This is a genomic window from Paenarthrobacter sp. NPDC090520 (genome assembly GCF_044769205.1).
Taxonomy (GTDB): Bacteria; Actinomycetota; Actinomycetes; order Actinomycetales; family Micrococcaceae; genus Arthrobacter.
In genome coordinates, this window is the sequence record NZ_JBIVXM010000006.1 from 177,071 (window position 1) to 203,079 (window position 26,009).

Genomic DNA, 26,009 nt, shown 5'->3' on the forward strand with positions numbered 1-26,009 from the left:
GAACCACCCGCACCCCGGCACGAACAAAGGTCCACACATGTCCTCCAGCACACCCCTGAACAGGGCTGCTGATTCGCTCAAGCGCGCAACATCGGCGCTTGGCAGCAAGATTCGCTCCCTGGGCGGCTCCGGCAAGGGGACCGGCGCCCGGCCGGGCGGCTCCCGGCCAGGGAAGCCCGGCAAACTCCATCCCGCAGCCGTGTGGGCCGAAGCCGCCGGGACGCTGGGGGAGGTGCTGGCCCCCGCGTGGGCCACCGTGCGCCGGCTCTGGCTGCGCTTCGTGTGGCCCGTCCTGTCCGTGGTGAGCGTGCTCGGTTGGGTGGTGCTGGCCACGGCCATCGGCTTGTGGATTGCAGGGCAGTCCTGGGGCTGGCAGGAAGCCAAGTCCGCCTCCATGGTGGCATTCCTGTTGTTCGTGTTCGCCATCGTGTTCATTGTTGGCCGCTCGGCCTACGGCGTGGTGCTGGACCTTGCACGCACCCGCGTGGCCGTGGGTGACGATGCCGTGGGCAGCATTGCCGTGTCCAACGTGTCCACGCGCCCGCTGCTGCCGGCCACGCTGGAACTTCCTGTGGGTTCCAACACGGCCATCTTCCACTTGCCGCGCATGAAGCCCGCCCAAGTACACGAGGACTTGTTCACTATTCCCACCGCCCGCCGCGCCGTGATTGTTGTTGGCCCGGTGCGCTCCGTGCGGGCCGATCCACTGCACCTCCTCCGCCGCCGCGTGTTGTGGACCGAACCCGTGGATTTGTTCGTGCACCCGCGCACGGTTCCCCTCGGCGGATCGGCAGCAGGCTTCATCCGCGACCTTGAAGGCATGCCGACTACGGAGCTGTCCAGCGCGGACGTTTCCTTCCACGCCCTGCGCGACTACGTTCCCGGCGACGACCGCAGGCACATCCACTGGAAGACCACTGCCCGCACCAACAAGCTCATGGTCCGTCAGTTCGAGGAGACCCGCCGGGCGCACCTGGCCATTTCACTCTCGATCAACCTGGACGAATATGACTCCGAGGCCGAGTTCGAGATGGCCATTTCCGTGGCTGGCTCCATCGGGCGCCAGGCTATCCGCGAACAGCGCGAGCTGGATGTCATGACGCAAAAAGGCCCCCTCCGCTGCGAAACAGGCCGCAACCTGCTGGACGACATGACCAGGATCGTCGGAGCACCGATGCGGAAGACCGCCGTCGACCTCGCCCGGACCCTGGCCGATACGGTTCCGAACGCCTCCGTGGTGTTCTTCGTGGTGGGCAGCCAGGTGACGGCGACGCAACTCCGTTCGGCGGCTGCCTCTGTTCCGCCCGGAGTCCGCAGCCTCGCTGTTCGCGTCCAACCTGGCGCCGCGCCGTCGCGGGCCAACATCGCGGACCTGACAGTCCTCACCGTGGGAGATCTCGACGACCTCGCCATAGTTCTTCGAAAGGCGGCAGCATGAGCACCGCGCCGAATACCCGCAACCGCCAGCGGCGGGACGGCAGGCCGGATGCCCGCACGCGGAGGCGGGCGGCCAACAGCAGCGCCTCGATCTTCGCCGATGGGCGGCCCCTGTGGCATTTTGCCGTTGACTGCGGTGCCCTCGTGGCGTTGTTGTTCCTGGGCGTGCTTGGCTTCAGCCTGAGCTTCGGCGGAGACGCACGCTACCTGGTGGCCGGATTGGGCGGCATCCTGCTGGGCCTGGGCATCGCGGTGCTGAACGCGCACCTCCGGCTGGGCCTGCTGATCACCACAGCCATGGCCTTCGGCGCCTACATGCTGTTCGGCTCGGCCCTGGCAGTGCCGGACACCGCCGTGCTGGGATTCCTGCCGAGCCTGGATTCGCTGCGCACGCTGTTGCTGGGCATCGTGTTCTCGTGGAAGGACATGTTGACTGTAGGCGTGCCCGTGGGCACCGCGAACGGCATGCTCATTGTTCCGTTCCTGAGTTCCCTGCTGACGGCCCTGGCAGCGGGCCTGCTGGCCTGGCGCCTCAAGAGCCCGTACTGGCCGCTCCTGCCCGTGCTGGCACTGTTTGTCACCGGCATTGCCTTCAGCACCAGTGCAAGCTTCCTCAACGTCGAGCGCGGTGTTTCCCTCACCATCATTTCGATCGTGTGGGCCACCTTCCGCCGGGACGTGTTGCGCCAGAGCAGCACCCGGATGGTCTCGGCCAACCGGCCGGATCACGACGCCGGTACGGCCCGCCGCGGCAGGCTCCGCCGCCTGGGGACTGCTGCAGCCGTGATCGCCGCCGCCGTCGGCATCACCGCGGTGGCCTCGCCGTTGGTCACCGCGAGCGATGACCGGAAGGTGCTGCGCAACACGATCGTTCCGCCGTTCGATCCCCGCGACTACATCACACCGCTGGCGAGCTTCCGCAACTTCGTGAAGGACCAGAAAGACGAGACGCTCTTCTCCGTCAAGGGCCTGCCCAAGGATGGCCGTGTCCGCCTGGCCGCGCTGGACTCCTTCAACGGCTTGAACTACACCATGGACCCCAACAGTTCGGGCAACTTCAGCAAAGTAGGCGATGCCCGTTCACTGAACACCCTCGCCGACACGGGCAGCCCGGTGGCCAGCACCAACTACACGCTGGACATCACCATCGAGGACTACCAGGGCTACTTCGTCCCCGGCGGACGGCACACCACGGGCCTGGGTTTCCTGCAGAATTCAGAGGCAGCTTCCGGGCTGTACTTCAACGCCGGAACGGACACCGCGGTGACCACCAAGGGCCTGGCCAAGGGCGATGAGTACACCGTCCAGGTTTCCGATCCCGGGATGCTGGAGCACGGGCAGCTCACCCAGTACGACTTTGCCAAAATCACGCTGCCCGACGCGCAGGAAGTCCCGCCGATCGTGGCCTCCCAAGCCAACGAACTCTCCGCCGACGCACCAACGGCGATCGACCGTGTCCGGCAGATCGAAGCGCACTTCCAGAAGAGCGGCGCCTTCAGCAACGGACTCGTTGCCGACGGACAGTTGCCCAGCCTGCCTGGGCACAGCGCTGCGCGCGTACGCAACCTGTTGTCTGCCAAGCAGATGCTCGGCGACGACGAGCAGTACTCGGTGGCCATGTCCTTGATGCTGCGCCACCTGGGTATCCCTTCGCGCGTGGTGATGGGTTTTTATCCTGACCCCAAGAGCCCGGAGAACGGCGCCGGCGATATCAACATCACCGGCAAGGACGTGCACGCCTGGGTGGAAGTCGCCTTCGACCGTGTTGGCTGGGTGGCCTTCGATCCCACCCCGCCCAAGGACAACGTCCCCATTCCGCCGGACCCCGAGACCAAGTCCAAGCCCAAGCCGCAGGTGCTCCAGCCGCCGCCCCCGCCGCAGGAGCCCGCGGACCTGCCGCCGGACTCCACACCGGACGCGCTTGATGCTGACGAGAAGAAGAACAACCCCTGGCTTTTCTGGGGTCCGCTGTTGGCTGCGATCGGTGTTGCGTTGATCCCGATCGGGATCCTCGCCTTGCCGCTGTTGCTGATTCTCCTGTTGAAGGCACGACGCCGGAAGGCCCGGTTCCGGGACGGTCACGCCGCCCAGCGCGTGGGCGGAGGCTGGAACGAAGTCTTGAGCCTGGCTACGGACATGGGTGCCTCGATCGACGGCAAGTCCACCCGGCGCGAGTCGGCTTCGGTGATCGCGGAGGCCTTCCCGGTCACCGGAACCACCACAACGTTGTTGGCGCACCGGGCCGATGCTGCTGTCTTCGGCGCCGGCCAGCCCAGCGAAGCCGAGGTCAAGGAGTACTGGGAGATCGTGGATTCGTCACTGGACGGCATCACGGGAAGCGTGGGCTTCTGGAAGAGGCAGCAGGCCCGTTTCTCGCCCCGCTCCCTTCTCTCGGACGGCCGGGCTGCCCTCCGGCGCAGGGACCTGGAGGGGCGGGCTCCGAAGGACCCCGCAGCCAAGGGACTCCGCGGCAGGCTCGCGTGGTTGTTCACGAAGGGCGGCAAGGGTGGGCAGTGAGGCCGAAGCATGCCCGGCTTGCCGCCACACGGTGCGTCCCGGTGCATCGTTCTGTACCTTCTGCGGCTCCCCGCTGAACAACCGTGGAGCCCGCAGGGACCGGAACGTCAACCACGCCCAGGCGGCTGCACAGGATCCCTTGACCCGGCAGGTCACGCCCGGTGCCGGTAGTATCTCGGTAGTGTCCGCGCCAGCCGGATCCGTTCAACCGTTCCCGGTACAGACCGGAGCCGGTGCCGGCGCAACGTCGAATCCAGGGGGAGGGACCACTTTGACGACGAAGCTTGAACTCGCGCCGGCGTCTGCCGGTAAACGCTTGGGTGCCGCCGTTTTGGACTGGCTGGCTCCTGTCGCTGTGCTTGCCACTACCTTCGCCATCGGCATCGCCGGCATCACCCAGACCCGCCGGAACGGCTTCATTGTCTACGACACCGGGCTGCTGGTCCTGTTGGGCAGCATCGGCCTGGGCTTCACTGTGGTCTACATGATGGTGCTCTTGGCCTTGGAAGCCAAGTCCGGCAACACCATCGGCAACCAGGTGATGGGCATCCGCAGTTCGGATGCTGACGGCTATGCGCCCGGAGCGGGTGCCGTCTTTGTCCGTGGCATCATCACCGGGGGAGTGCTGCTGCTCGGCAGCATAGCGGCCGGCGTGTTCTCCGGTCTGGGACTTATTGGGCTGATGTTGTTCATTGGCCTCCCGTTGATGGGCCTTGGCGTGGTGTGGGCCATCCTGGTGGTGGTTTCCAACGCCTGGGACAGCAACGGCAAGCTCCGGGGCTGGCATGACAAGGCAGCCAAGTCCCTGGTGTTCGATGTCCACGCCGGCCGAAACCCCGTGGCGACGGGCGGCATCCAGGGACCTTACAGCTTCGCTCCCGTGGACCTGCCGCCTGTGCAGCCCGTGGCTTCGCCGGTACCCGGTTCGGCAACGGCATCCCAAGCCCCTGGAGCAAAGGCGGCCGCGGTGCCTCCCGTCGTGCCTGCCACGGCGCCCCACGCTCCCGACGTCCAGCCTTCCCACGACCCCAACCAGTGGCGGCCCCCGGTGGCTCCGCGGCCCGGGAACGCAAGCCCCGCCGTCGTACCTCCACATGCCGCAAGCCCCGCGGCTGTGCACCCCGATGATGACCTGGACCGGACCCAGATGCGGCCGGGTGCCGCACGCGTGCAGGCGGTACTGCGGATCCGCGTGGACGACGGGCAGGACGTCCAGCTCGGGGGCACCGTGCTCGTCGGCCGAAACCCTGCACCCCAGCCAGGAGAAGCCACCCAACAGCTGCTCCCGGTTTCCGATCCCGGCCGGTCGATCTCCAAGACCCATCTGCATTTGCGGGTGGACGGCGACGGCGTCTGGGTGACCGACCGCAACTCCACCAATGGCAGCGCGGTCACCACGCCTGACGGCATCCAGACCCGGTTGCATCCGGGCGAGGCCGTTTTTGTTCGACCCGGTTCCACCGTTCACTTCGGGGACCGTTCCTTCCACCTAGGACAAGCATGAACTCACAGCCGGCGAGCCCGGATGCCGACGCCCTTGCCGCCCCCAGTGGCCCCAGTTTCCAGCTGAGCTACGGCTACGGGACGGACCGCGGCCTGCGGCGCGAATTGAACGAGGATTCGTTCATCGCCTCCGATCCCGTCTTCGCAGTGGCGGATGGCATGGGCGGCCACGAGGCCGGGGAGATCGCCAGCGGCATGTGCGTCCGCACCCTGGGCAGCGCTCCGGAACTGGCCACCGGCACCCGTTCGGCGACGGCCGGGGAACTCCAGGCGTGCCTGCTCAAGGCAGATGCGGCCATCCGCAACGCGACCGGTGGCCGGGCCGGGACCACGTTGTCCGGCGTGGTGGTGGTGGAGCAGATGGGCGTGCCCTACTGGCTGGTCATGAACATTGGCGACTCCAGGACCTACCTGCTCAGCCAAGGCGGCTTCTCGCAGGTCAGCGTTGACCACTCGGAGGTCCAGGAACTGGTGGATTCCGGAGACATCACCCCGGAACAGGCCTCGATCCACCCGCGCCGCCACGTCGTTACCCGCGCCTTGGGTACCGGCGACGAGACCGAGGCGGACTTCTGGCTCTTGCCCATCCAGGAGGGTGACCGTGTGATGGTCTGCTCCGACGGGCTCAACGGAGAGCTCGGCGATGACCACATGTTCCGTGTCCTCAGCACTGTGGCGCACCCCCAGGATGCCGTGGATGCCTTGATCCAGGCAGCGCTCCGCAGCGGCGGCCGGGACAACGTCACGGTGATCGTGGTTGACGCCAAGAACGTGCTGAACGACGCCGGCATCGCCACCACCGCTCCGCGACCGGAGGTGGAATCCGAGGTGGAGGAAGACACCCTCCCACGCGCTTGGGTGAACGGTACGGAAGAGCACGGCACCGATGCCGTTGACGCCGGCCCGGAGACCGAGGCCGGTGCAGATGCCAAGCAGTAACAGGCCGATGGTTGCCCGCTACGGCCAGGGTGACTGGTTCGGTGTGGTGCGCCAGGGAACCGTGGTCCTGCTGGGGCCGGACACCCCTGCATCGCTGATCGAAGCGGTGTGGAGTGTCCTGGCGTCCGCGCCGGAAGCCCACGAGGTCCTCCACGAAGTCACCGATGCCTTTGGTGTCTCCCTGAGCCGGATTCCGCCGTTCGGAATCATCGACGCCAAGGACGGTTTGCGGGTGTTCCTCCGCGGCGACCTTGAACTCACGGTCCAGTCCACCGGGATGCCGTCCGGCTCCGGCTCCGGCGGCGAGCAGGTCAGCGGCAGGGACGTCACCACGTGGACGGAGCGGCGGTTCAGCTCCGCTGACGCCTACAGCCTGCGGATCGTTTCAAGCACGACGGCGGGTGCCAGCCTGCCGCTGTTGGACGGCTCAACCCTGCCTTTACTTGAAGGTGTGGTGCGCTTGTCCGGCGTGGATGTTGTGCTCACGGACGGGGTGGCCCTTGAAGCGCTCGTACAGCCGGCCGCGGGAGTCACGGCCACAGCGGTGGGGGTCCCGGGCGAGGCCAACGCGGCTGAAGCGGCGGCCGGGATTCCGAATCAGCCTGGCTCCGAGGCACCGGATACTCCGGCACCGGTGTCCGATGAGACGGTTCTCGGCTACCCCGACGCCGATCTTGGCTTGACCATTGCGCCGCACGCGCTGGCCTTCGGGCAGGGTGAAGAAGACGCGGTGGACGAGGAGAGCTCCGCCGCACGTGGCGACAGCGCTGGACGTCGTGAAGGATCCGCCTACGCCGGGCCTGCCAGTGAGACTTCGGCAGAAGACGGATCCGGCGAGCCCACACACGAACCGGAAGTAGCCTCGGGTGGCGCGGCGGATACGCCCTCGGCAGTGGTTGAAGGGCTGGAACAGGGAAGTGGCCCGGGTGAGGTGGCAGGCTCGGATCAGGCGGGCGGCTCTGATCAGCCCGGTAGCCCCGAACTTCAGGACTCCGATCAGTCCGGACCAGACAAGCCTGCCAACTCCGGCTCCGAGCCAGAGGTCTCGGAAGATTCCACCGGAGTTCCCGTGCACACCAGCACCACGGATCCGCTGCTTCCCACCTTGGAAACCACCACCAACTATGACCATTTGTGGGACAAGACGGTGATGCGGAACATCGAGGATGCTGCCGTACGGATCGCGGACGATTCCGACGAGCACGATGTCCCCGCGCCCCCGGCACCCAAGACCACAGATCTCGCTGAGCCGGCCCCGACGGTGGGGGAGCAGGCAGTCGGGGAGCCGGCAGCGAACGGGGGCTCCGGCGTCGTGCCTTCGCCTGCCGCTCCGGCTGGGCCTGCCGCCGCTCCTGCGGAACCGGCGGCCGCCCCCCTCGGCGTGCCCGCTTTGATCGACTCCGTTCCGTGGCTGCGCAGCAGCACCGGAGCGTCGGCGCCGCAGGGTGGGCCCGAAGCACCCGGCCTTGCGGGTCCGCCGGCCGCTGTCCCAGCTTCGCCAGCGCCGCCGGCCCAGTCCATGCCGGAGCACGATCCTGACCATGACGGCCAGACGATCATGAAGAGCAGCGTGGCAGACGACCTTCCCACGGCGGCGACTGCTCCGGACCAAGCCAACGCGCCCGCCGGCAACGGTCCGAGCGTTTTGGCACGCGTGTGCTCCCAAGGCCATGCCAATCCACCCACCTACCCGCAATGTGGGGCGTGTGGGGTGGCCTTGTCCGGCGACGCGGTGCAGGTTCCCCGTCCGCGGCTGGGCAGGATGCGGTTGTCCACCGGCGAGCTGATTGACCTTGACCAGTCGCTCATCATCGGCCGCCAGCCCTCGGTCTCCCGGGTGCAGGGCGGCACCATGCCGCGGCTCGTCCAAGTTGAGAGCCCTGGCGGGGATATATCACGCTCCCACGTCGAGGTGCGGCTGGAAGGCTGGCACGTCATGCTCTGCGACCTTAAGGCCACCAACGGCACCGTCCTGATCAGGGAAGGCCAGGCCCCGCGCCGCCTTGCCCAAAACGAGATGGCCATCCTGCTTGACGGCGACATCGCCGAACTGGGTGACAACATTTCATTGCGTTTCGAGGAGATTCTTTGAGTTCCAAGAGGCCCCCCGCGCCGCCTCCCCCCATCCCCGGGTTCAAGTACATCAGCCTGCTCGGCTCCGGTGGTTTCTCCGACGTCTTCCTGTATGAGCAGGACAGGCCGCGCCGTAAAGTTGCCGTCAAAGTGCTGCTTTCCGACCTGAAGACCGAGGGCGCGCGCCGCCGCTTCGAGTCCGAGGCGAACCTGATGGCGCAACTGTCCTCCCACCCGTACATCGTGACCATCTTCGAAGCGGAGATCACCGAGAACGGGCACTCGTACCTCGCCATGGAGTACTGCTCGCGGCCGAGCCTGGATGTCCGGTACCGTCGCCAACGGTTCAGCGTGGACGAGGTCCTGGCCGTCGGCATCCAGGTGGCTTCCGCCGTCGAGACCGCCCACCGGGCCGGCATTGTCCACCGTGACATCAAGCCAGCCAACATCCTGGTCACGGACTACAACCGGCCCGCCCTGACGGACTTTGGCATTTCGGGAACCATCGGTACGGACAGTGATGACGACGCCGGTATGTCCATCCCGTGGTCGCCCCCCGAACAGTTCCGCGGCGGTGCCGTGGATGGTGTTCCCGTGGACATCTGGGCTTTGGGCGCCACGCTCTATACCCTGTTGGCAGGCCGTTCCCCGTTCGTCCTTCCGGGCCAGGACAACTCGCAGCGCGAGCTGATTTCACGGATCACCAACTCGCCCGTGCCGCGGCTGGGTCGGGCCGATGTGCCCGAATCGCTGGAGCTGGTCCTTGCCACGGCCATGGCCAAGTCTCCGGACTCGCGCTACTCCTCGGCCCATGCCTTCGCGCTGGCCCTGCAACGCATCCAGGCTGAGCTGAACCTCTCGGTCACGCCGTTCGAGGTCCTCGCCGAACCTGGGCACGGTGATGAGCAGCATCCGGACGACAATGTGGAGGAGACCCGCGTCCGGAGCATCGCTTCGATCGATCCCGATGCCTCGGGAACCGCAACTACCGGCTCGGCTCCCACGTTCCCGGCCCGGACGTTCCCTTCCACGATGCCCGGAACCAGTCCGCAGACCACGCGTCCTGGGCCAGCCCGGCAGCAGCCAGCCCAGCAGCAGCAGCCGACCCAGGCTCCGCAGCTGCCGCCGGCCCAGACGTACCCGCCGCAGTTCCAGATGCCGGATGCCAGATCCATCCGGCCTGCCGAGACGGAACCTGAGACTGCGGAATCCACTGTCCTTCGGGGCTGGCAACCGGCGTCGGACAACCTCGATGCAACCGTCAACCGTTCGGCGCCCGCCGCCGCGCCAGCGGCGGAAGAGGCGTCGCAAGCCGACCACGGCAAACGTAACCTTTGGCTTGCCGTCACCGGCGGCGCGGTCCTGGTTGTCGCCGTCGTGGTTGGCGTGGTGCTGGGCGGTTCGGCGCAGCCCAAGGTGGCACCGACGGAGTCGGCGAGCAAGCCACCGGCGGATCCTTTGGGAGACGGGAACGTTCCTGATGTCGCGGGACTCAGCGCGGCACGGGACACCAAGGATCCGAACATTGTGGTCTTCTCCTGGAAAAACCCCCAGCCAGGGAAGGACGACTCCTATAAATGGCGGACCAAATCGGCCAAGGCAGATGGTGCGTACCAAACCACGGGCATCGAGAAGGCTTTTGTCTCGGGCTTCAGTGAGTTGCCCATCTGCGTCCAGGTCATCATTGTCCGCTCCGACGGTTCCGCTTCGCCCGGTGGTCCTGACTCCATTGCGTGCCTGGAGAAATAACAGGCCATGAAAGACACACACTGCCCAGCGAGGAGGCACAGATCATGGGGGATCTAGCAATAGATTTCTGTGGGGAATGGTACGAACCGTCTGATGAGGACGTCTTTGACATTGGCCGCGAAGGCGACCTCGAAGTCGACGATAACCCTTACCTGCACCGGCGTTTCCTGCAGATTGCCCGGTATGACGGCATCTGGTGGCTCAGCAACGTGGGCAGCATGCTGTCCGCCACCATCGCCGACGGCTCCGGCGGCATGCAGGCCTGGCTTGCACCCGGTGCCCGGATTCCGCTGGTTTTCAGCCACACCAACGTCATTTTCACGGCCGGACCCACCACGTACGAATTCGCCGTGCATTTGAAGACGCCCTCGTTCCGGCACGAAGCCCGGGACGAGGACCAAGCCGGCGACACCACCATTGGTCCCGTGGTGTTCACGGACTCGCAGAAGGCCCTGATTGTTGCCCTGGCCGAGCCCATGCTCCGCCGTGAAGGAACCGGGTTCAGTGCCATCCCGTCCTCGGCCGAGGCTGCCAAACGGCTTGGCTGGGCCTTGACCCGGTTCAACCGGAAGCTGGACAACGTGTGCGACAAGCTGGACCGTGTGGGCGTTGTGGGCCTGCGTGGGGGAGCGGGCAAACTCGCCACCAACCGCCGCGCCCGCTTGGTGGAGCACGCCGTGACCTCCCACCTGGTGACCGCCGCAGACCTGTACCTCCTGGAAACCGAGACTGGAGTCGACGAAGGATGAAGTTCCGCCTGACCTTGCGGCGAGACCCCGCGGAAGCCAAGGACCTCGCCGTCACGGTGGACGGCCGCGCCACGGTGGCCGATATTGCCACAGAACTCTGGGCAGCGGACCCCGCACGGAAGGGGACCGAACCGCCGTCGAACCTGTCCATCAGCGTGGACGAAGCGTTCGTGGGCGGGGGGCTCTCCGGCCAGATCCTCAAGCCTGCCGATAACCTGCTGGAGTCCGGACTGCGGCCCGGCTCGCGTGTGTCGCTTGCCCAAGTGAGCGAACAGTTCGCCTCGGACGGGCACGGCCCGGACCGCGGACCCGCTGCGGCCACCTTGCGCGTCATGGCAGGGCCCGACGTCGGACGCGAATTTTCGCTGCCGTTCGGCACCAGCTACATCGGCCGGGACCGGGACGCCGACATCCGGCTGAGCGACCCGTTGACGTCCAAGCGCCACGCGCGGATCACCGTGGGCGAAACGGTGGAAATCGTTGATACCAACTCAGCCAATGGCCTCCTCATGGATGGGCTGCCCGTCACCCGGGCAACGCTGGAATCCTCGGATACCGTCACCCTGGGCGACACCACCGTGGGTGTGGTTTCGCTCTCCCGCAACCACTCGGGCGGGCCGACGTCGCCGCTGGTGGATTTCAACCGCTCGCCGCGCGTGGTGCCGAGGTTCGAATCTCCCAAGCGCGTTCCGCCCGCGGGCCCCAAGCGCCCCGAGCACCAGCCGTTCCCGTACATCATGCTCATCACCCCGCTCCTGATGGGTGGTGTCCTGTTTGCCTTGACGCAGAACCTGCTCTCGGTGATTTTCATGGCCATGATGCCGCTGTTCGTCGTGGGCCATTACGTGGACCACAAGATGCAGGGCAAGAAGCAGGCCAGGGAGGGCCACAAGCAGTTCAAGGCCGCCATGCTGGCCTTCCGCGAGGACATCGACCGGCAACAGAACATCGAGCGCGCCGTCCGGCTGCAGGAGGAGCCCTCAGTCAGCGACACCGTGGATGCGATCTACAAGCTGGGACCGCTGCTCTGGACCAACCGGCCTGAACACCAGCACTTCCTGGGCGTGCGGTTCGGCCTGGGGTCCGCGCCATCCCGCATCCAGTTCGACGAGCCGGGTGCCAACGAGACCGAACCCAGATACATGCGGGAAATCCAGGAGTGCCTGCAGCAAGTCCGTGTCATCGAAGGCGTGCCCATCGTGTCCCAACTGCGGACCTCGGGATCCTTTGGCGTGGCGGGCGACCGCAGTGTGGTGGACGACGTGGCCCGGGGCATGGTGCTCCAGTTGGTGGGCCTCCATTCGCCGGCGGAACTGGTTGTCACGGCGTTGACGTCCCCGCGCTCACGTGAGCGCTGGGACTGGCTGCAGTGGCTGCCGCATGTCGGTTCCGGCCACAGCCCGCTGTCCGGCGACCACCTCGCCGCCGGCCCGGCCGCCGGGTCCACGCTGCTGTCCCGCCTGGAGGACCTCGTGGAGCAGCGGGAAGCACAGGCCAAGGAACCCGGGCAGCAGCCGAGGCCCGGGCTCAAGGATGAGCACGAAGACACTCCGGGGCCGGTAGTCCCAGCCGTGCTGGTGGTGGTGGAAGACGATACCCCCGTGGATCGCGGACGCCTCACCCGTCTCGTGGAACGCGGCCCGGATTACGGGGTCCACGTCATGTGGGTGGCTGCCAACGTGCAGTCCCTGCCGGCCGCGTGCCGCGATTTTCTGTCCGTGGACGGCGATCACGGCACCACCACGGGACAGGTCCGGCTGGGCCGACACACCTACCCCGTGAGCTGTGAAAGCCTCGACGCCGGACTGGCCACCCAGCTCGCCCGGATGATGTCGCCCTTGGTGGACGTCGGTAATCCGCTCGAGGACGATTCCGACCTGCCCCGCGCGGTGTCCTACGCTGCGCTGATCGGCAAGGAATTCATGGACAACCCGCAGTCGGTGGCCGAACGGTGGCGGGAGAACAACTCCGTGCACGCCAGTGCCGTGCCCAACCGCAAGGACAACGGCAGCCTGCGTGCCCTGGTGGGCTCCAAGGGTGTGGAGCCGTTCTACCTCGACCTCAAGAACGAAGGCCCCCACGCGCTGGTTGGTGGAACCACCGGTGCCGGCAAGTCCGAATTCCTGCAGTCCTGGGTGATGGGAATGGCCGCCGCGTACAGCCCGGACAGGGTCAGTTTCCTGTTCGTCGACTACAAAGGTGGCGCTGCCTTCGCGGACTGCCTGCACCTGCCCCACACGGTTGGCCTGGTGACCGACCTTTCGCCGCACCTGGTACGCCGGGCGCTGACCTCGCTCCGCGCCGAACTGCACTACCGCGAACGCCTGTTGAACCGGAAGAAGGCCAAGGACCTCCTTGCCCTGCAGCGCGAAGCGGACCCCGAGGCACCTCCGTACTTGATCATCATCGTGGACGAATTCGCGGCCCTGGCCACCGAAGTTCCGGAGTTCGTGGACGGCGTGGTGGACGTCGCCGCCCGTGGCCGTTCCCTTGGCCTGCACCTGATCCTGGCCACCCAGCGTCCTGCCGGCGTCATCAAGGACAACCTCCGGGCCAACACCAACCTTCGCGTGGCCCTCCGCATGGCCGATGAAGTGGACGCCGTGGACATCCTGGGAGTTCCCACCGCAGCCTACTTCGATCCCTCTATTCCCGGCCGTGGCGCTGCCAAGACCGGGCCGGGGCGGATCCAGGGTTTCCAGACCGGATACGCCGGTGGCTGGACCACGGACAAACCGCAGCGGCCGCGCATCGACATCGTGGAAATGGCCTTTGGCTCAGGACCGTCGTGGGAACCGCCGCCAGCCACGGACATCGTGGAAGATCCGGCCGGTCCCAACGACATTGCCCGGATGACGGCCAACATCATCAGGGCCGCGGACGTGCTGGAGATCGAGCCGCCCCGCAAGCCGTGGCTCAACGAACTCGCCACCACCTACGACTTCTCCAAGCTGCCCAATCCCCGTACGGACGAGCGGCTGTTGTTGGGCGTCGCCGACGATCCTGCCCACCAGGACCAACCCACGGTGTTCTACGAACCGGACCGCGACGGCAATATGGCGGTCTACGGGACCGGTGGCGCCGGCAAGTCGGCCGCGCTGCGGGGCATCGCGATCGCCGCTGCCGTGACTCCCCGCGGCGGTCCCGTCCATGTGTACGGGATCGACTGCGGCTCCTCCGGCCTGAAGATGCTGGATGGCCTGCCGCACGTGGGCGAGATCATCAACGGCGACGACGTGGAAAGGGTGGGCCGCCTCCTCCGTTGGCTCAAGGACATCGCCGATGACCGGGCCACCCGCTTTGCCGAGGTCCGCGCCTCCACCATCGTGGAGTACCGGGAGCTGGCCAACCGACCCGACGAGAAGCGGCTCTTCATCCTCGTGGACGGCATGTCCTCCTTCCGGGAGGGCTACGAGTACAGCAACCTGTCCGCACTGTGGGACATCTTCCTCCAATTGGCCACCGACGGCCGTCCCCTGGGCATCCACCTGGTTGTTGCCGGTGACCGACCCAACTCCGTTCCGGCGTCGCTCCTTGCCTCCATCCAGAAGCGGCTGGTCCTGAGGCTGAGCTCCGAAGACGACTACATGACCCTCGATGTTCCCAAGGACGTCCTCAACGCGGCTTCGCCTCCCGGGCGCGGTCTTTTGGACGGCCTGGAAGTGCAGCTAGCCGTCTTGGGCGGAAACTCCAACCTGGCCCTCCAAGCCCGCGAGGTATCCAAGCTTAGCCAGGCCATGGTCCGCCAAGGCCTGGACCATGCGCCGCAGATCCAGCGCCTGCCCGAACTCGTGGACCTGGACATCCTGCCCGTGGGTTCTGCCGACAACCCGGTGATCGGCGTCGACGACGAGACCCTCGGCTCTGCTGCCATCGCCGCCAAGGGCCCGCTTTTGTTGGCCGGCCCTCCGGGCTCAGGACGCACCGTCGCCCTGGTCACGCTGGCCTACGCCTTGCGGCGCTCGAACCCGCGCACGGACTTGATCTACATCGGTTCGCGCCGTTCGGCCGTGGCATCCCTGAACATCTGGAGCCGGTCCCTGGTTGGCCCCGATGAAGTCTCGGACGTGGTGGACGACCTCGTGGACAAGGCCGCGGACAACCCCGGCACCATGGCGATCTTCATCGAAGGCTTGACCGAGTTCACGGACACGCTGGCCGAGTCCGGGGTGGGACGGCTTGTCACTGCGGCCATCAAGGCCGACCAGTGGGTGGTGGGCGAGTCCGAAACGTCCACGTGGTCGCAGGCATGGTCGCTGGCCCAGCCCTTCAAATCGGGCCGGCGGGGACTGCTGCTCAACCCGGGCGACGTGGAAGGCGACAGCCTCCTCAACACGTCCCTGGGACGTCTCGGGAAGGACTTCATTCCGGGGCGCGGCTACATCGTGGGACGCGGCAAGGTGCGGAAGCTGCAAGTGGCCATGCCCCCGGAGAACCGCGGCTAGGATTTGCATCTGCAGGGCCTCGTGTAGGAGGATGCCGAAAACATTCGCCTTTCCGGATCGCCTCAAGCGCCCCAACGCCCCCAGCGAGGTCATGCTCCATGCAACGCACCGTTCTCCATACCGTGATGCCCTCCGGCCTGCGACGCCGGGTACCTGCCGTCCTGGCGGGTATGCTGCTCGCCGCAGGTGCGTGGGTGCTGCCGATGGACACCGCCCACGCGGCGCCGTGCGTTCCGGCGACCGCCGGTTCGTGCCCGTCCTTGGCCGCGCCAACGGAACCGACGCCGACCCAGCCCGGGCTCGCGCCGGAAACGGGCAAGACGAAGCCCACGCCTCGGCCTGAGCCCACGCGTGTCCGTGAGACCCAGCAGCCGGCTCCTGCTCCGGCGGCGCCGGCACCCGCGGTGCAGGCACCCCAACCTGCGGTTGTCGCCCCGGTGACCGTTACACCCGAGGTATCCTCACCGCCGTCGGCCGCTCCTGAAGCGAGCACGACGGCGGCAGCCCCGGCTACCGCTTCGGCAACCTCTTCCGCGAGCCCCAGCCCCTCGAAGTCCTCCAACTGGGACACGCCCGTCGACAAGGGCAAGGGGACGCAGGCTGCCGTGCTTGCCAACGCGAGCTACAACGGCCCGAACCTGATGGGCCTGTTCGGGATCCTCGGCGGTGTGCTGCTGGTGGGCCTGGGCGGCCTGGCCTTTGCCCTGTGGAGCAAGAACCGCCTGTCCTCGCACTGACCGCGGGCACATATTGTCACTGCCTTTTGGCAAGATAGACCCTGTGAGCACTCCAGAGAATCCAGATCGGGTCGAAACCACCTCCAGGGCCGCCGCGGCCATCGTCGCTGAGGAGGTGGCGCCGCCGTCGGAGAATCTCCGGGACGAATACCAGGAATTGGCGGACCTGGTCCGGAAATACCGCTACGCCTATTACCAAGAAGACGCGCCCACGGTTTCGGACGCCGAGTACGACGTCCTGTACCGGCGACTGGAGGAAATGGAAGCGCTCCACCCGGAGTTGGTTTCCAATGATTCACCCACCCAAGAAGTCGGCGGCGAAGTATCCGCCGCCTTCGCCGCGGTGGAGCACTTGCAGCGCATGTACAGCCTCGACGACGTGTTCTCCCTCGACGAGTTGGAGGCCTGGGTCCGCAAGGCCGAGGCGTCGGTGGCCAAATTGGGCGACCGGGTTCCGCCCATTGCATGGCTGACCGAGCTGAAGATCGACGGCCTCGCCGTCAACCTCCTCTACCGCGACGGCAAGCTGGTCCGCGCTGCCACGCGCGGGGACGGAACCACGGGTGAGGACATCACCCACAACGTGCTCACCATCAAGGAGATCCCGCGGCAGCTGAGCGGTTCGGGCTATCCGTCCGAGGTGGAGATCCGCGGTGAGGTGTTCATTCCCTCCAAGGCCTTCGTCGAATTCAACGAGGCCCTGGTCGCAGCCGGCAAGGCCCCTCTGGCCAACCCCCGCAACGCCGCCGCCGGTTCCCTCCGGCAAAAGGATCCGGCTGAAACGGCCAAGCGCCCACTGAGCATGTTCGTCCACGGCATCGGTGCCCGGGAAGGGTTGGATGCCACCAGCCAATCGGAGACGTACAGGCTGCTGGGCGAATGGGGACTGCCCGTCAGCCCCTATTCGAAGGTCCTGGACACCTATGAAGGCGTGCTGGAGTTCATTGCGGACTACGGTGAGAAGCGCCACAGCCTTCTTCACGAGATCGATGGCATCGTGGTCAAGATCGACGATTTCGCCACGCAGCGTGCCCTCGGCTACACGTCCCGCGTGCCCAGGTGGGCAGCGGCCTACAAGTACCCGCCGGAGGAAGTGCACACCAAGCTCCTGGACATCATGGTGAACGTTGGCCGGACGGGCCGCGTGACGCCGTTCGGGCTCATGGAGCCGGTCAAGGTTGCAGGCTCCACTGTCGGCATGGCCACGTTGCACAACCAGGACGTCGTGAAGGCCAAGGGCGTCATGATCGGCGACATCGTGATCCTCCGCAAGGCCGGCGATGTGATCCCCGAGATCGTCGGTCCGGTCCTGGCCCTGCGCGACAAGCAGGATCCGCCAGTCCGCGAGTTCGTGATGCCCACTGAATGCCCCTCCTGCGGAACACCGTTGGCGCCCTCGAAGGAAGGCGACGTGGATATCCGTTGCCCCAACGGAAAGTCCTGCCCGTCCCAGTTGCGTGAGCGCGTGTTCCACGTAGCCAGTCGCGGCGCCTTCGACATCGAAGCGCTGGGGTGGGAAGCCGCGATCGCCCTGACCCAGCCCGCCGAGCCGGAAATCCCGCCGCTTACCAGCGAGGCTGCCCTGTTCAGCCTGACCCGGGAAGACCTGGCCAGCGTGCTGATCCGCCGGGAAAAGAAGTCCAAAGGCGTGGCCACAGGCCAGTACGAGTTGGTGCCGTACTTCTACACCAAGGCAACGGCCAAGACTCCTTCCAAGCCGACGGCCACCACGGAGAAGCTCTTCGCGGAATTGGAGAAGGCGAAGAAGCAGCCGCTGTGGCGGGTGCTGGTGGCGCTGTCCATCCGCCACGTTGGCCCCACGGCGTCGCGCGCACTGGCAACGAATTTCGGCAGCATGGACGCCATCAGGAATGCCACCGAAGAACAGCTCGCCCACGTTGACGGAGTAGGGCCCACTATCGCGGCCGCCCTTACGGAGTGGTTCGCCGTGGATTGGCACAACGAGATCGTGGAGAGCTGGGCCGCCGCCGGTGTCCGCATGGAGGACGAACGGGACACCGCCACTCCACGTACTCTGGAGGGCCTCACCATTGTGGTCACGGGATCGCTGCCCAACTTCAGCCGCGACGAGGCCAAGGAAGCCATCATCATCCGGGGTGGCAAGGCCGCAGGTTCCGTTTCCAAGAACACGAGCTACCTCGTGGCCGGAGAAGCCGCCGGAACCAAGCTGGACAAGGCAGAACAGCTGGGTATCCCCGTGCTGGACGAGGACGGCTTCCGTGATCTGCTGGCCAACGGGCCCGCCGTGCCAGACCCCCAGGAAGGCGAAGACGAAGCTTCCGTGCAGACCGGGGAGGAGGCCGAATGACGCCGCAATCCGCCGATGTCCTGGAACTTCTGGAGGCGGCCAAGACAGCGGCCGCGGCCGGAGCTGCCGTGCTCGCCCAACGTTCCGTCACGGGCAGCGGCGGCGATGGCCTGGGCATGTCCAACAAGGGCGAGGCCGGAGACTGGGTCACCGAGTTTGACGTCGCCGCGGAGAATGCCGTGCGCAGGGCCATCAATGAGGCCCGCCCGAACGACACCGTGACCGGCGAGGAACACGGCACCACCCGCCCGGAGGATGCTTCCGGATACCGCTGGTCGATCGACCCGCTGGATGGCACCACCAACTTCATCCGCAACATCGCCTACTACGCCACGTCGGTGGCCGTCGCGGATGCCGACGGCGTGTGGCTGGCCGGCGTCGTGCACGCACCTGCTCTGGGACGCATCTACTCGGCGGCCCGCGGCCACGGCGCGTGGCTGGAGGTGGCGGGGGAGTCCACACGGCTGGCCGGTCCCGTCCCGGGGCGGAAAGGCCTGATCCTGGCCACAGGATTCAGCTACGATCCCGCCACTCGCGCCAGCCAGGCCGAAGGGCTGGTGGGGCTCATGGACAGCTTCGCGGACATTCGAAGGCTCGGCTCCGCAGCGCTTGACCTTTGCTTCGTGGCGGACGGCACAGTTGACGCCTTTGGCGAGCGTGGCCTGAACGAGCACGACTTCGCCGCCGGCGCCCTGATTGCGGAGGAAGCGGGGTGCTGGGTTCGCAGGCCTCGCCTGCAGAGCCCGCTCGACGGCGGTCCAAGCACCGAGGACCGGCTGGCGGCGTGGATGTGTGCCGGGACATTGGAGTTGTCCGGCACGTTCCCGCTGTGATGAACCGATGATCAGAACCCTCGCCATCGCGAACTACCGTTCCATCCGGGACCTGACCATGGAACTCCATGGCCTGGATGTGGTGACGGGGGCCAACGGCAGCGGGAAGTCCTCGCTCTATAGGGCGCTGCGCCTGCTGGCCGAGTGCGCTGGCGGGGACTCGGGCAATGTGGTGGGTTCGCTGGCCCGCGATGGTGGACTGGCGTCCACGCTGTGGGCGGGCCCCGAAACCATCAGCGAGGCCATGAGGCGTGGAGAAGTGCCGGTCCAGGGCACCGTCCGGAAGGACGTCGTCAACTTGAAACTGGGCTATTCGGGGGATGACTTCGGGTACCTGGTGGACCTCGGCATCCCGGTGCCCGGCGGTGCGGGATTCGATGAAGAGACCGGCAGGCCCCGGCCAACGGTGTTCAGCCGCGATCCCGAGATCAAGCGGGAGCAGATCTTCTCGGGACCGGTGGCGCGGCCTGGCTCGTTGCTGGTGGACCGCAAAGGCGGCCTGGCCAGGTTGCGGGGCGCGGATGGCAACTGGGCCGAACTGTCCCGGCGCCTGGACACGTTCCAGAGCATGCTGACTGAGGTCTCGGACCTGGACAGGGCTCCCGAAGTCCTCAGGGTCCGGGATTCGGTGCGCTCCTGGCGTTTCTACGACCATTTCCGCACCGATGCTGAGGCGCCGGCCAGGCAGGCGCAGTTGGGGACCCGTACGCCGGTACTGCACCACAGCGGGAAAGATCTGGCGGCGGCCCTGCAGACCCTCCGGGAGGTGGGCTTCGAGCGGCAGCTGGATGCCGCCGTCGCCCACGCCTTCCCGGGGAGCCGGCTCAGTGTGGCGGTCAGCGAGGAAGGCCGGTTCAGTGTTGAGCTGAAACAGCCGGGGATGCTCAGGCCCATGAAGGCGGCGGAACTCTCGGATGGCACTCTCCGCTTCCTGCTGCTGACGGCGGCCCTCCTGACACCGCGTCCGCCGGAGCTCATGGTGCTCAACGAACCCGAAACCAGCCTCCACGTGGACCTGATGCCGGCACTGGCAGGACTGATCGTCCAAGCCAGTGCCAGCAGCCAGGTCATTGTGGTGACCCACTCGAAGCCCTTGCTTGACGCCCTGCGGGAGAGCGGCGCCGCGCAGGAGCACGAGCTTTACAAGGACCTCGGGGAGACCCGGATCAGGGGACTGGGGTCGCTGGAGGGTCCCCTGTGGAGCTGGCCCAAACGCTAGAAGGCAGAGCCGATGGAGGTCAGTTCCCGTGCCTCGGCGTCCGTGAAACGGTTCTCCGGCCGTTCCAGTCCGTAGTGGCCGCGCAGCGTGGATGCCGTGTACTCGGTCCGGAACAACCCACGCTGCTGGAGGATGGGCACCACCTGGTCCACGAACACCTCCAATCCGGAGGGCAGCACCGGCGGCATGATGTTGAAGCCGTCGGCGGCACCGGCGTCGAACCAGTCCTGGATGGCATCCGCAACCTGTTCGGGGGTGCCGGAGAACGTCCGGTGGCCGCGGCCGCCGCCAAGGCGCCCGATGAGCTGGCGGACCGTGAGCTGCTCGCGCCGGGCCAGCTCCACGATCAACGTGTAGCGGCTCTTGGCTCCCTCGATCTCGTCTTCGGAGGGGAGGTCGGCTGGAAGCTGGCGGTCCAGCGGGAGATCCTCGGACGAGAGGCGCAGGGTCTTGGCCAGTTGTTCCCGGGCGTACTCGGGCTTGATCAGCTCGTCCAGTTCGCGCTCCAGCTTGAGGGCCTCGGCCTCGGTTGAACCAATCACCGGAACAATGCCAGGGAGGATCTTGATGCCCTCCGGGTTCCTTCCCGTCGCAGCGGTCCTGGCCTTGAGATCCGCGTAGAACGCCTGCGCGTCGGCCAGGGTCTGGTGGGCGGTGAACACGGCTTCGGCGTACTGAGCGGCGAGCTTCTTGCCGTCATTCGATGATCCGGCCTGCACGATCAACGGGTGGCCCTGCGGGGAACGCGGGACGTTGAGCGGTCCGCGGACGCGGAAGTGCTTGCCCACGTGCTCGATGGCGCGGATCTTGGTGGAATCTCCCCACACGCCCTCCGCTTTGTCGGCCAGGACGGCGTCGTCTTCCCAGCTGTCCCAGAGCTTCTGCGCAACCTCAAGGAATTCCGCGGCCCGCTCGTAGCGGACAGCATGGGCGGGCTGGTCGTCCACGCCGAAGTTCCGGGCGGCATCCGGTCCGGCTGTGGTCACGACGTTCCACCCGGCGCGGCCGCCGCTGACCCAGTCCACCGAAGCGAAGCGGCGGGCGAGGTTGAAGGGCTCGTTATAGGTGGTGGAAGCGGTGGCGATCAGGCCGATCTTCTGCGTTGCTGCTGCGATGGCCGTGAGCAGGACAGTGGGTTCCAGCTTGCCGACGGGCCGCCGGCCCACTTCGCCGAAGAGCACGGGTGAGTCGGCGAAGAAGATGGAGTCCAGCTTGCCCCGTTCGGCGGTCCGGGCCAGGTGCTGGTAGTGCTCGATCCTGGTGGAGGAGAAGGGATCGCTTTCCGGGAGCCGCCAGGACGCTTCGTGGTGGCCGGTGCTCATGAGGAAGGCGTTGAGGTGGAGGTGGCGTGGCGGGGTAGTCATGGTTGTTTCCTTTGCGGGTTGGGATTCAGGCGGCGGCTGTGACGCCGAGGGCGCGCAGCAGTTCGGTTCGGAGGGTGGAATGTTCGACGGCGGGACCGGCCTCGCGGGAACCGGTGACCCGCTCGAGGGCCACCCGGCCGTCCTGGAGCACGATGACGCGGTCGGCGAGGGTGATGGCTTCATCCACGTCATGGGTGACCAGCAGGACGGCAGGACGATGGGCGGCAACCAGGTCCTTCAACAGGGCATGCATCTTCAAACGGGTGAGCGCGTCCAAGGCCCCGAAGGGTTCGTCGGCCAGCAGCAGCCGGGGCTCACGGACCAGCGACCGTGCCAAGGCCACGCGTTGCTGTTCGCCCCCGGAGAGCTGGTGCGGCCATGCCTTTTCGCGTCCGGCGAGTCCCACTTCGGCGAGTGCGCGGCGGCCGCGGACATCGGCGTCGTGATCGCGCAAGCCCAAGGTGACGTTGCCCAGGACGGTGTCCCACGGCAGCAGCCGCGAATCCTGGAACACCACCGAGACCTGCTCGGGAACCTGGACCACGCCGCTTCCCCGGACATCACGGTCCAGCCCGGCGAGGGCCCGGAGCAGGGTGCTCTTGCCGCAACCGCTGGGTCCCAGGAGGGCCACGAACTCGCCGGGCGCAATGTCCAGGTCTACGCCGTTGAGGACTCCCTTCGGTCCGAAGCTGCGGATGAGGTTGCGGACGGAAACCTCCCGGGTGGGAGGAGCGGCGAGGTCTAGCCCGCCAGTGTTCGCTGCCATGACAAGGCCTTTCGTTCCAGGAGCCGGACGGCTGCGTCTGAGAGGAGTCCGAGGATGCCGTAGACAGCCAGTCCCAGGACGATGATGTTGGTTTGGCCGTAGGTGCGGGCGAGCTCCATCATGTAGCCGATGCCGCTGGTGGAATTGATCTGCTCCACCACCACCAGGGACACCCAGGCGCCGGTGACCGCGAAGCGCAGGCCCAGGAAGAACCCGGGAAGCGCGCCAGGCAGGACCACCCTGCGCAGGAACCCTGCCCGGCTAAGTCCCACTGTTTGGGCCAGTTCGACGTACCGCAGATCGATGCCGCGCAGTCCGGCGTGGGTCTGCAGGTAGATCGGGACGAACACGCCCAAGGTGATGGTGAGGACCTTCATGGTTTCATCGATGCCGAACCAGAGGATCAGCAGCGGAATGAGCGCCAGGCCGGGAATGGCGCGCTTGATCTGCACGGGACCGTCGATCAGCGATTCACCCACCCGGCTGAGTCCGGCCACCAACGCCAGCACTGCACCCACGACGATGCCGAAGAACAAGCCGAGCCCGGCCCGCTGTGCGGAGATGGCGAGGTGTTCCTGGAGGCGGCCATCGGCAATGAGTTCACCGGCAGTGCCCACCACGGTCCACGGTTCGGAGAGGATCCGCGGATCCAACAGGCCCGTGGCCGAGGCGACCACCCAGAGCAGGACCACCGCTGCCGGTCCCACGAGTCCGGCGAAGCGGCGCCGCGGGCCGGGGCCAAGCCGGCGGGTGCCTGGCCTGATGTCAGGCCGGCCGGCAAGCGCCGGGTCCAGATGAGGCGCGACGGCGGAGCCTGGCCGGGTGCCGCCGTCGGGCGTCGCCGTGGTGCGGAAGGAAGAACGACGGGCAGCAGCCGTGGTGGTCATGCTGTACCTCCCTTGGCTGCGTACGCGGTTCCGCCGATGGCCTCGAAACGAAGGTCGTAGAGTTTGGCGGCGTCCAGCTTGGGTTTCTTCTGTTCGCGGGCCAACAGGTCGATGGTCTGCTGGTGGCGGGCGATGGCCTCGGACCAGGACGTGGGCAGCTCGCGCACTCCGGCCGAGTCGATCAGGTACTGGCCGTCCTCCGCGGAGAGGCCCTGGTTCTTCACGTAGTACCCCTCCAGCCATTCCTTGGGATGGTCCTGGATCCAGCGCTGGGCCTGGCCCCACAACCCCACGTATTCGGCGAGTGCTGCAGCTTTGGCCGGGTCGTCCAGGACCTTGGCGGGGGAGTAGAGGTGCCCTGGGTCGTCGCGGAGTCCGTGCCGGAGCGTCGTTCCGCCGTCGGCGCCGTACTTGGCCAGGTAGCGCTTGATCTGGACTCCGCCCAGCGGCGCGGCGTCCACCTGCTTGCCGGAGAGGGCCGTGGAGTAGGCGTCACCGGTGCTCGGCAGTTCCACGAGTTTCACATCGCCTTGCTGTAATCCCGCCTTTTCCAGAATGCGGAGCACCAGTGCGCCTTGGGCCTGCCCCGGGCTGTAGGCGATCTTCTTCCCACGAAGCCCTTGCAGGTCCGTGATTCCGGCGCCGGGCGCGATGCCCAGTTCGTAGAGCGGGTGGTTGACTGCGTCCTGGCGGAACACGCTGGCGATGATGCGGACGTCCAGGCCGGTCCACGTGGCGTGGATGGGCGGGATGTCAGCTACCGAACCGACGTCCAGCGCATTGGCGCGGAAGGCTTCGGTAGTGGCTGGGCCTCCGGAGATATTGGCGAACTTCACGGGAAAGCTGAGCTTCTTGTCCAGGCCGGACAATTCCAGGGCCACCTGGACGGTGGGATCGCCAACCACCAAGGTTGTCCCGGCCGGAACGGTAGTGGCCAGCGGCGTGGTGACCTGGGCTGCCTGCGTGGCTTGGGTGCCTGCGGTAGCCGTGGCATTGCAGGCCGTGACGAAGGCGATGGCGGGGAGGGCAAGGAAGCCACTGAGGACCTGGCGTCGGTTGGGGGTGTTTTTGGCTGGCGTGGTGAATGGTTTTTGGGCGCGGGGGAACGCGGATGACATGGAAGGCCTTTCAGGTGCGGGGGTCTGCCGGGCCCGGCCGGTAGGGGACCTCGGGCGGCAGCGGTGCAGAGCGCTTAGGGCTGAAGGCAGGGCGGACAGCAGGAGTGCGCCGGCGTCATGCTGAAGTGGGCCTGGAGCATCGTTCCTCCTGTTCGTTTTCCGGGGATGCTGCGGTTGATCCGTGTGGCAACTCAAGCACGGGGTGAATGCCCCGCGCCAGCTTTGTGAAACAGCCCGCAACGGCAGGAAATCCGGCTTCACTGAGCGCAACGCAACTCAACCCGGGGCCACGTGGAGCAACACAATACGCCGGATAAGACTGATAGTTCGGTCACGGAAACGGCAGTTTCGCACAATGCAACTCCCGGTTACCTCTACCATTGACAGGTGCTTTCGCCGATTACCGTCCGCCCCGCCCTGCCCGAAGACTACGACGCCGTTGCCCGGATCACGCTGGACTCTTATGTCACAGCGGGCTACTACGGCAGCGCCGACCACCCGTACCTGTTGGAACTGCAGAACGTAGCGGGCCGGGCTAAGCACGCCGACATCCTGGTGGCCGAGCGCGACGGCCGGATCATCGGGTCGGTCACGGCCGCCCCGGCCGGTGGCGGGTTCTCGGACATCGGTCTGGACGGCGAATTGGAACTGCGGACCCTCGTGGTGGACCCGGCAGTCCAGCGTTCAGGTGCCGGGCGCGCCTTGGTGCAGGCCGTCGTCGAGCAGGCCCAGGCGACCGAAGGCATCGACGCCGTGTGCCTGACCACCGGCGCCACGTGGGAAAGCGCCAACGCGTTGTACCAGCGGACCGGTTTTGACCGTGCGCCCGAGCGGGACTGGTTCGTTCCGGGGACCGACATAAAGCTGTTCGTTTACAGGCTTGGGCTGCAGCAGCCCTAAAGTTTTCCTCGGAATCCCGGCACCAGGCCGGGAAGCGACAGGAAAGGCGCGGCATGCGCAAGACATTCGGCTCGGGCTCGGTCTGGGAACAGACCCTCGGCTACTCCCGTGCGGTCCAGGTGGACAACACCCTCTTCATTTCGGCGACGGCTGCCTCCGGGCCCGACGGCATCGTTGGCGATGACTTCTACTCGCAGACCAAGTACATCCTGGAAAAGCTCGGCGCTGTCCTGGAAGAAGCCGGCTTCTCCTACGAGGACGTGGTGCAGTCCAAGCTGTACCTGACGGACATCAGCAAGTGGGAAGACGCGGGCCGCGCGCATGGCGAGGTCTTCGGCGAGATCCGCCCCACGCTCTCCCTGGTGCACGTGCTGCCGTTCCTGGACCCGCAGATGCTCGTGGAGATCGAGCTCGTGGCGCAGAAGTCCGCGTAGGCACCCAACT

18 protein-coding genes are annotated in these 26,009 nt (G+C 66.7%); 14 read left to right on the top strand and 4 right to left on the bottom strand.

The window, feature by feature from the left end; translation table 11 throughout:
- Positions 1-37 precede the first annotated feature (37 nt).
- The 12 genes from ACIQTZ_RS09830 to ACIQTZ_RS09885 all read left to right on the top strand — a co-directional run bounded on the left by ACIQTZ_RS09830 (position 38) and on the right by ACIQTZ_RS09885 (position 20,530).
- Positions 38-1,438 carry a DUF58 domain-containing protein gene (locus tag ACIQTZ_RS09830; protein WP_402979948.1) on the top strand — a complete coding sequence of 467 codons (1,401 nt, stop codon included), beginning with the start codon at positions 38-40 and terminating at the stop codon, positions 1,436-1,438.
- On the top strand, positions 1,435-3,954 hold the full coding sequence (locus ACIQTZ_RS09835) for a transglutaminase family protein (protein ID WP_402979951.1): 2,520 nt from the start codon (positions 1,435-1,437) through the stop codon (positions 3,952-3,954). The genes ACIQTZ_RS09830 and ACIQTZ_RS09835 overlap by 4 nt, the downstream gene beginning before the upstream one ends.
- Complete coding sequence (locus tag ACIQTZ_RS09840) at positions 3,944-5,458, top strand: RDD family protein (RefSeq protein ID WP_402979954.1); 1,515 nt, start codon at positions 3,944-3,946, stop codon at positions 5,456-5,458. Before ACIQTZ_RS09835 ends, ACIQTZ_RS09840 begins: the two co-directional genes overlap by 11 nt.
- Positions 5,455-6,396, top strand: coding sequence for a PP2C family protein-serine/threonine phosphatase (locus ACIQTZ_RS09845; protein WP_400331138.1), 942 nt, complete (start codon positions 5,455-5,457; stop codon positions 6,394-6,396). The genes ACIQTZ_RS09840 and ACIQTZ_RS09845 overlap by 4 nt, the downstream gene beginning before the upstream one ends.
- A complete protein-coding gene (locus ACIQTZ_RS09850; RefSeq protein WP_402979957.1) occupies positions 6,383-8,488 on the top strand; it encodes a hypothetical protein in 2,106 nt (701 codons plus the stop codon). The genes ACIQTZ_RS09845 and ACIQTZ_RS09850 overlap by 14 nt, the downstream gene beginning before the upstream one ends.
- A complete protein-coding gene (locus tag ACIQTZ_RS09855; protein ID WP_402979960.1) occupies positions 8,485-10,218 on the top strand; it encodes a serine/threonine-protein kinase in 1,734 nt (577 codons plus the stop codon). The genes ACIQTZ_RS09850 and ACIQTZ_RS09855 overlap by 4 nt, the downstream gene beginning before the upstream one ends.
- 44 nt (positions 10,219-10,262) lie before the next feature.
- Complete coding sequence (locus tag ACIQTZ_RS09860) at positions 10,263-10,967, top strand: hypothetical protein (protein ID WP_397325788.1); 705 nt, start codon at positions 10,263-10,265, stop codon at positions 10,965-10,967.
- Positions 10,964-15,412, top strand: a complete 4,449-nt coding sequence (locus ACIQTZ_RS09865) for an FtsK/SpoIIIE domain-containing protein (protein ID WP_402979963.1) — start codon at positions 10,964-10,966, stop codon at positions 15,410-15,412. The genes ACIQTZ_RS09860 and ACIQTZ_RS09865 overlap by 4 nt, the downstream gene beginning before the upstream one ends.
- Positions 15,413-15,510: 98 nt before the next feature.
- Positions 15,511-16,149, top strand: coding sequence for a hypothetical protein (locus tag ACIQTZ_RS09870; RefSeq protein ID WP_402979966.1), 639 nt, complete (start codon positions 15,511-15,513; stop codon positions 16,147-16,149).
- 43 nt (positions 16,150-16,192) lie between these two features.
- Positions 16,193-18,478 carry an NAD-dependent DNA ligase LigA gene (gene ligA, locus ACIQTZ_RS09875; RefSeq protein WP_402979969.1) on the top strand — a complete coding sequence of 762 codons (2,286 nt, stop codon included), beginning with the start codon at positions 16,193-16,195 and terminating at the stop codon, positions 18,476-18,478.
- Positions 18,475-19,311, top strand: a complete 837-nt coding sequence (locus tag ACIQTZ_RS09880) for an inositol monophosphatase family protein (protein WP_402979972.1) — start codon at positions 18,475-18,477, stop codon at positions 19,309-19,311. The genes ligA and ACIQTZ_RS09880 overlap by 4 nt, the downstream gene beginning before the upstream one ends.
- A 7-nt stretch (positions 19,312-19,318) precedes the next feature.
- Entirely contained in the window at positions 19,319-20,530 is a 1,212-nt protein-coding gene (locus tag ACIQTZ_RS09885) for an AAA family ATPase (RefSeq protein ID WP_402979975.1), read from the top strand.
- Here ACIQTZ_RS09885 and ACIQTZ_RS09890 read toward each other — a convergent pair.
- From ACIQTZ_RS09890 to ACIQTZ_RS09905, 4 genes are read right to left on the bottom strand one after another with little or no spacing between them, the layout of a single operon-like run.
- Positions 20,527-21,894 carry an LLM class flavin-dependent oxidoreductase gene (locus tag ACIQTZ_RS09890; RefSeq protein ID WP_402979978.1) on the bottom strand — a complete coding sequence of 456 codons (1,368 nt, stop codon included), beginning with the start codon at positions 21,892-21,894 and terminating at the stop codon, positions 20,527-20,529. The genes ACIQTZ_RS09885 and ACIQTZ_RS09890 overlap by 4 nt on opposite strands.
- Before the next feature lie 25 nt (positions 21,895-21,919).
- Positions 21,920-22,660, bottom strand: coding sequence for an ABC transporter ATP-binding protein (locus tag ACIQTZ_RS09895; protein WP_400331162.1), 741 nt, complete (start codon positions 22,658-22,660; stop codon positions 21,920-21,922).
- Positions 22,636-23,547: an ABC transporter permease gene (locus tag ACIQTZ_RS09900; protein ID WP_402979981.1), complete on the bottom strand. Its 912-nt coding sequence runs from the start codon at positions 23,545-23,547 to the stop codon at positions 22,636-22,638. The genes ACIQTZ_RS09895 and ACIQTZ_RS09900 overlap by 25 nt, the downstream gene beginning before the upstream one ends.
- Positions 23,544-24,665 (bottom strand): ABC transporter substrate-binding protein, encoded by a 1,122-nt coding sequence (locus tag ACIQTZ_RS09905; RefSeq protein ID WP_402979984.1) that lies wholly within the window; start codon positions 24,663-24,665, stop codon positions 23,544-23,546. The genes ACIQTZ_RS09900 and ACIQTZ_RS09905 overlap by 4 nt, the downstream gene beginning before the upstream one ends.
- A gap of 387 nt (positions 24,666-25,052) precedes the next feature.
- On the opposite strand from ACIQTZ_RS09905, the gene ACIQTZ_RS09910 reads away from it, so the two are divergent.
- Together ACIQTZ_RS09910 and ACIQTZ_RS09915 are read left to right on the top strand one after the other, a co-directional pair.
- Positions 25,053-25,565 carry a GNAT family N-acetyltransferase gene (locus ACIQTZ_RS09910; protein ID WP_402979987.1) on the top strand — a complete coding sequence of 171 codons (513 nt, stop codon included), beginning with the start codon at positions 25,053-25,055 and terminating at the stop codon, positions 25,563-25,565.
- 53 nt (positions 25,566-25,618) lie between these two features.
- Entirely contained in the window at positions 25,619-25,999 is a 381-nt protein-coding gene (locus ACIQTZ_RS09915) for a RidA family protein (protein ID WP_400331171.1), read from the top strand.
- The last annotated feature ends 10 nt before the right edge of the window (positions 26,000-26,009 follow it).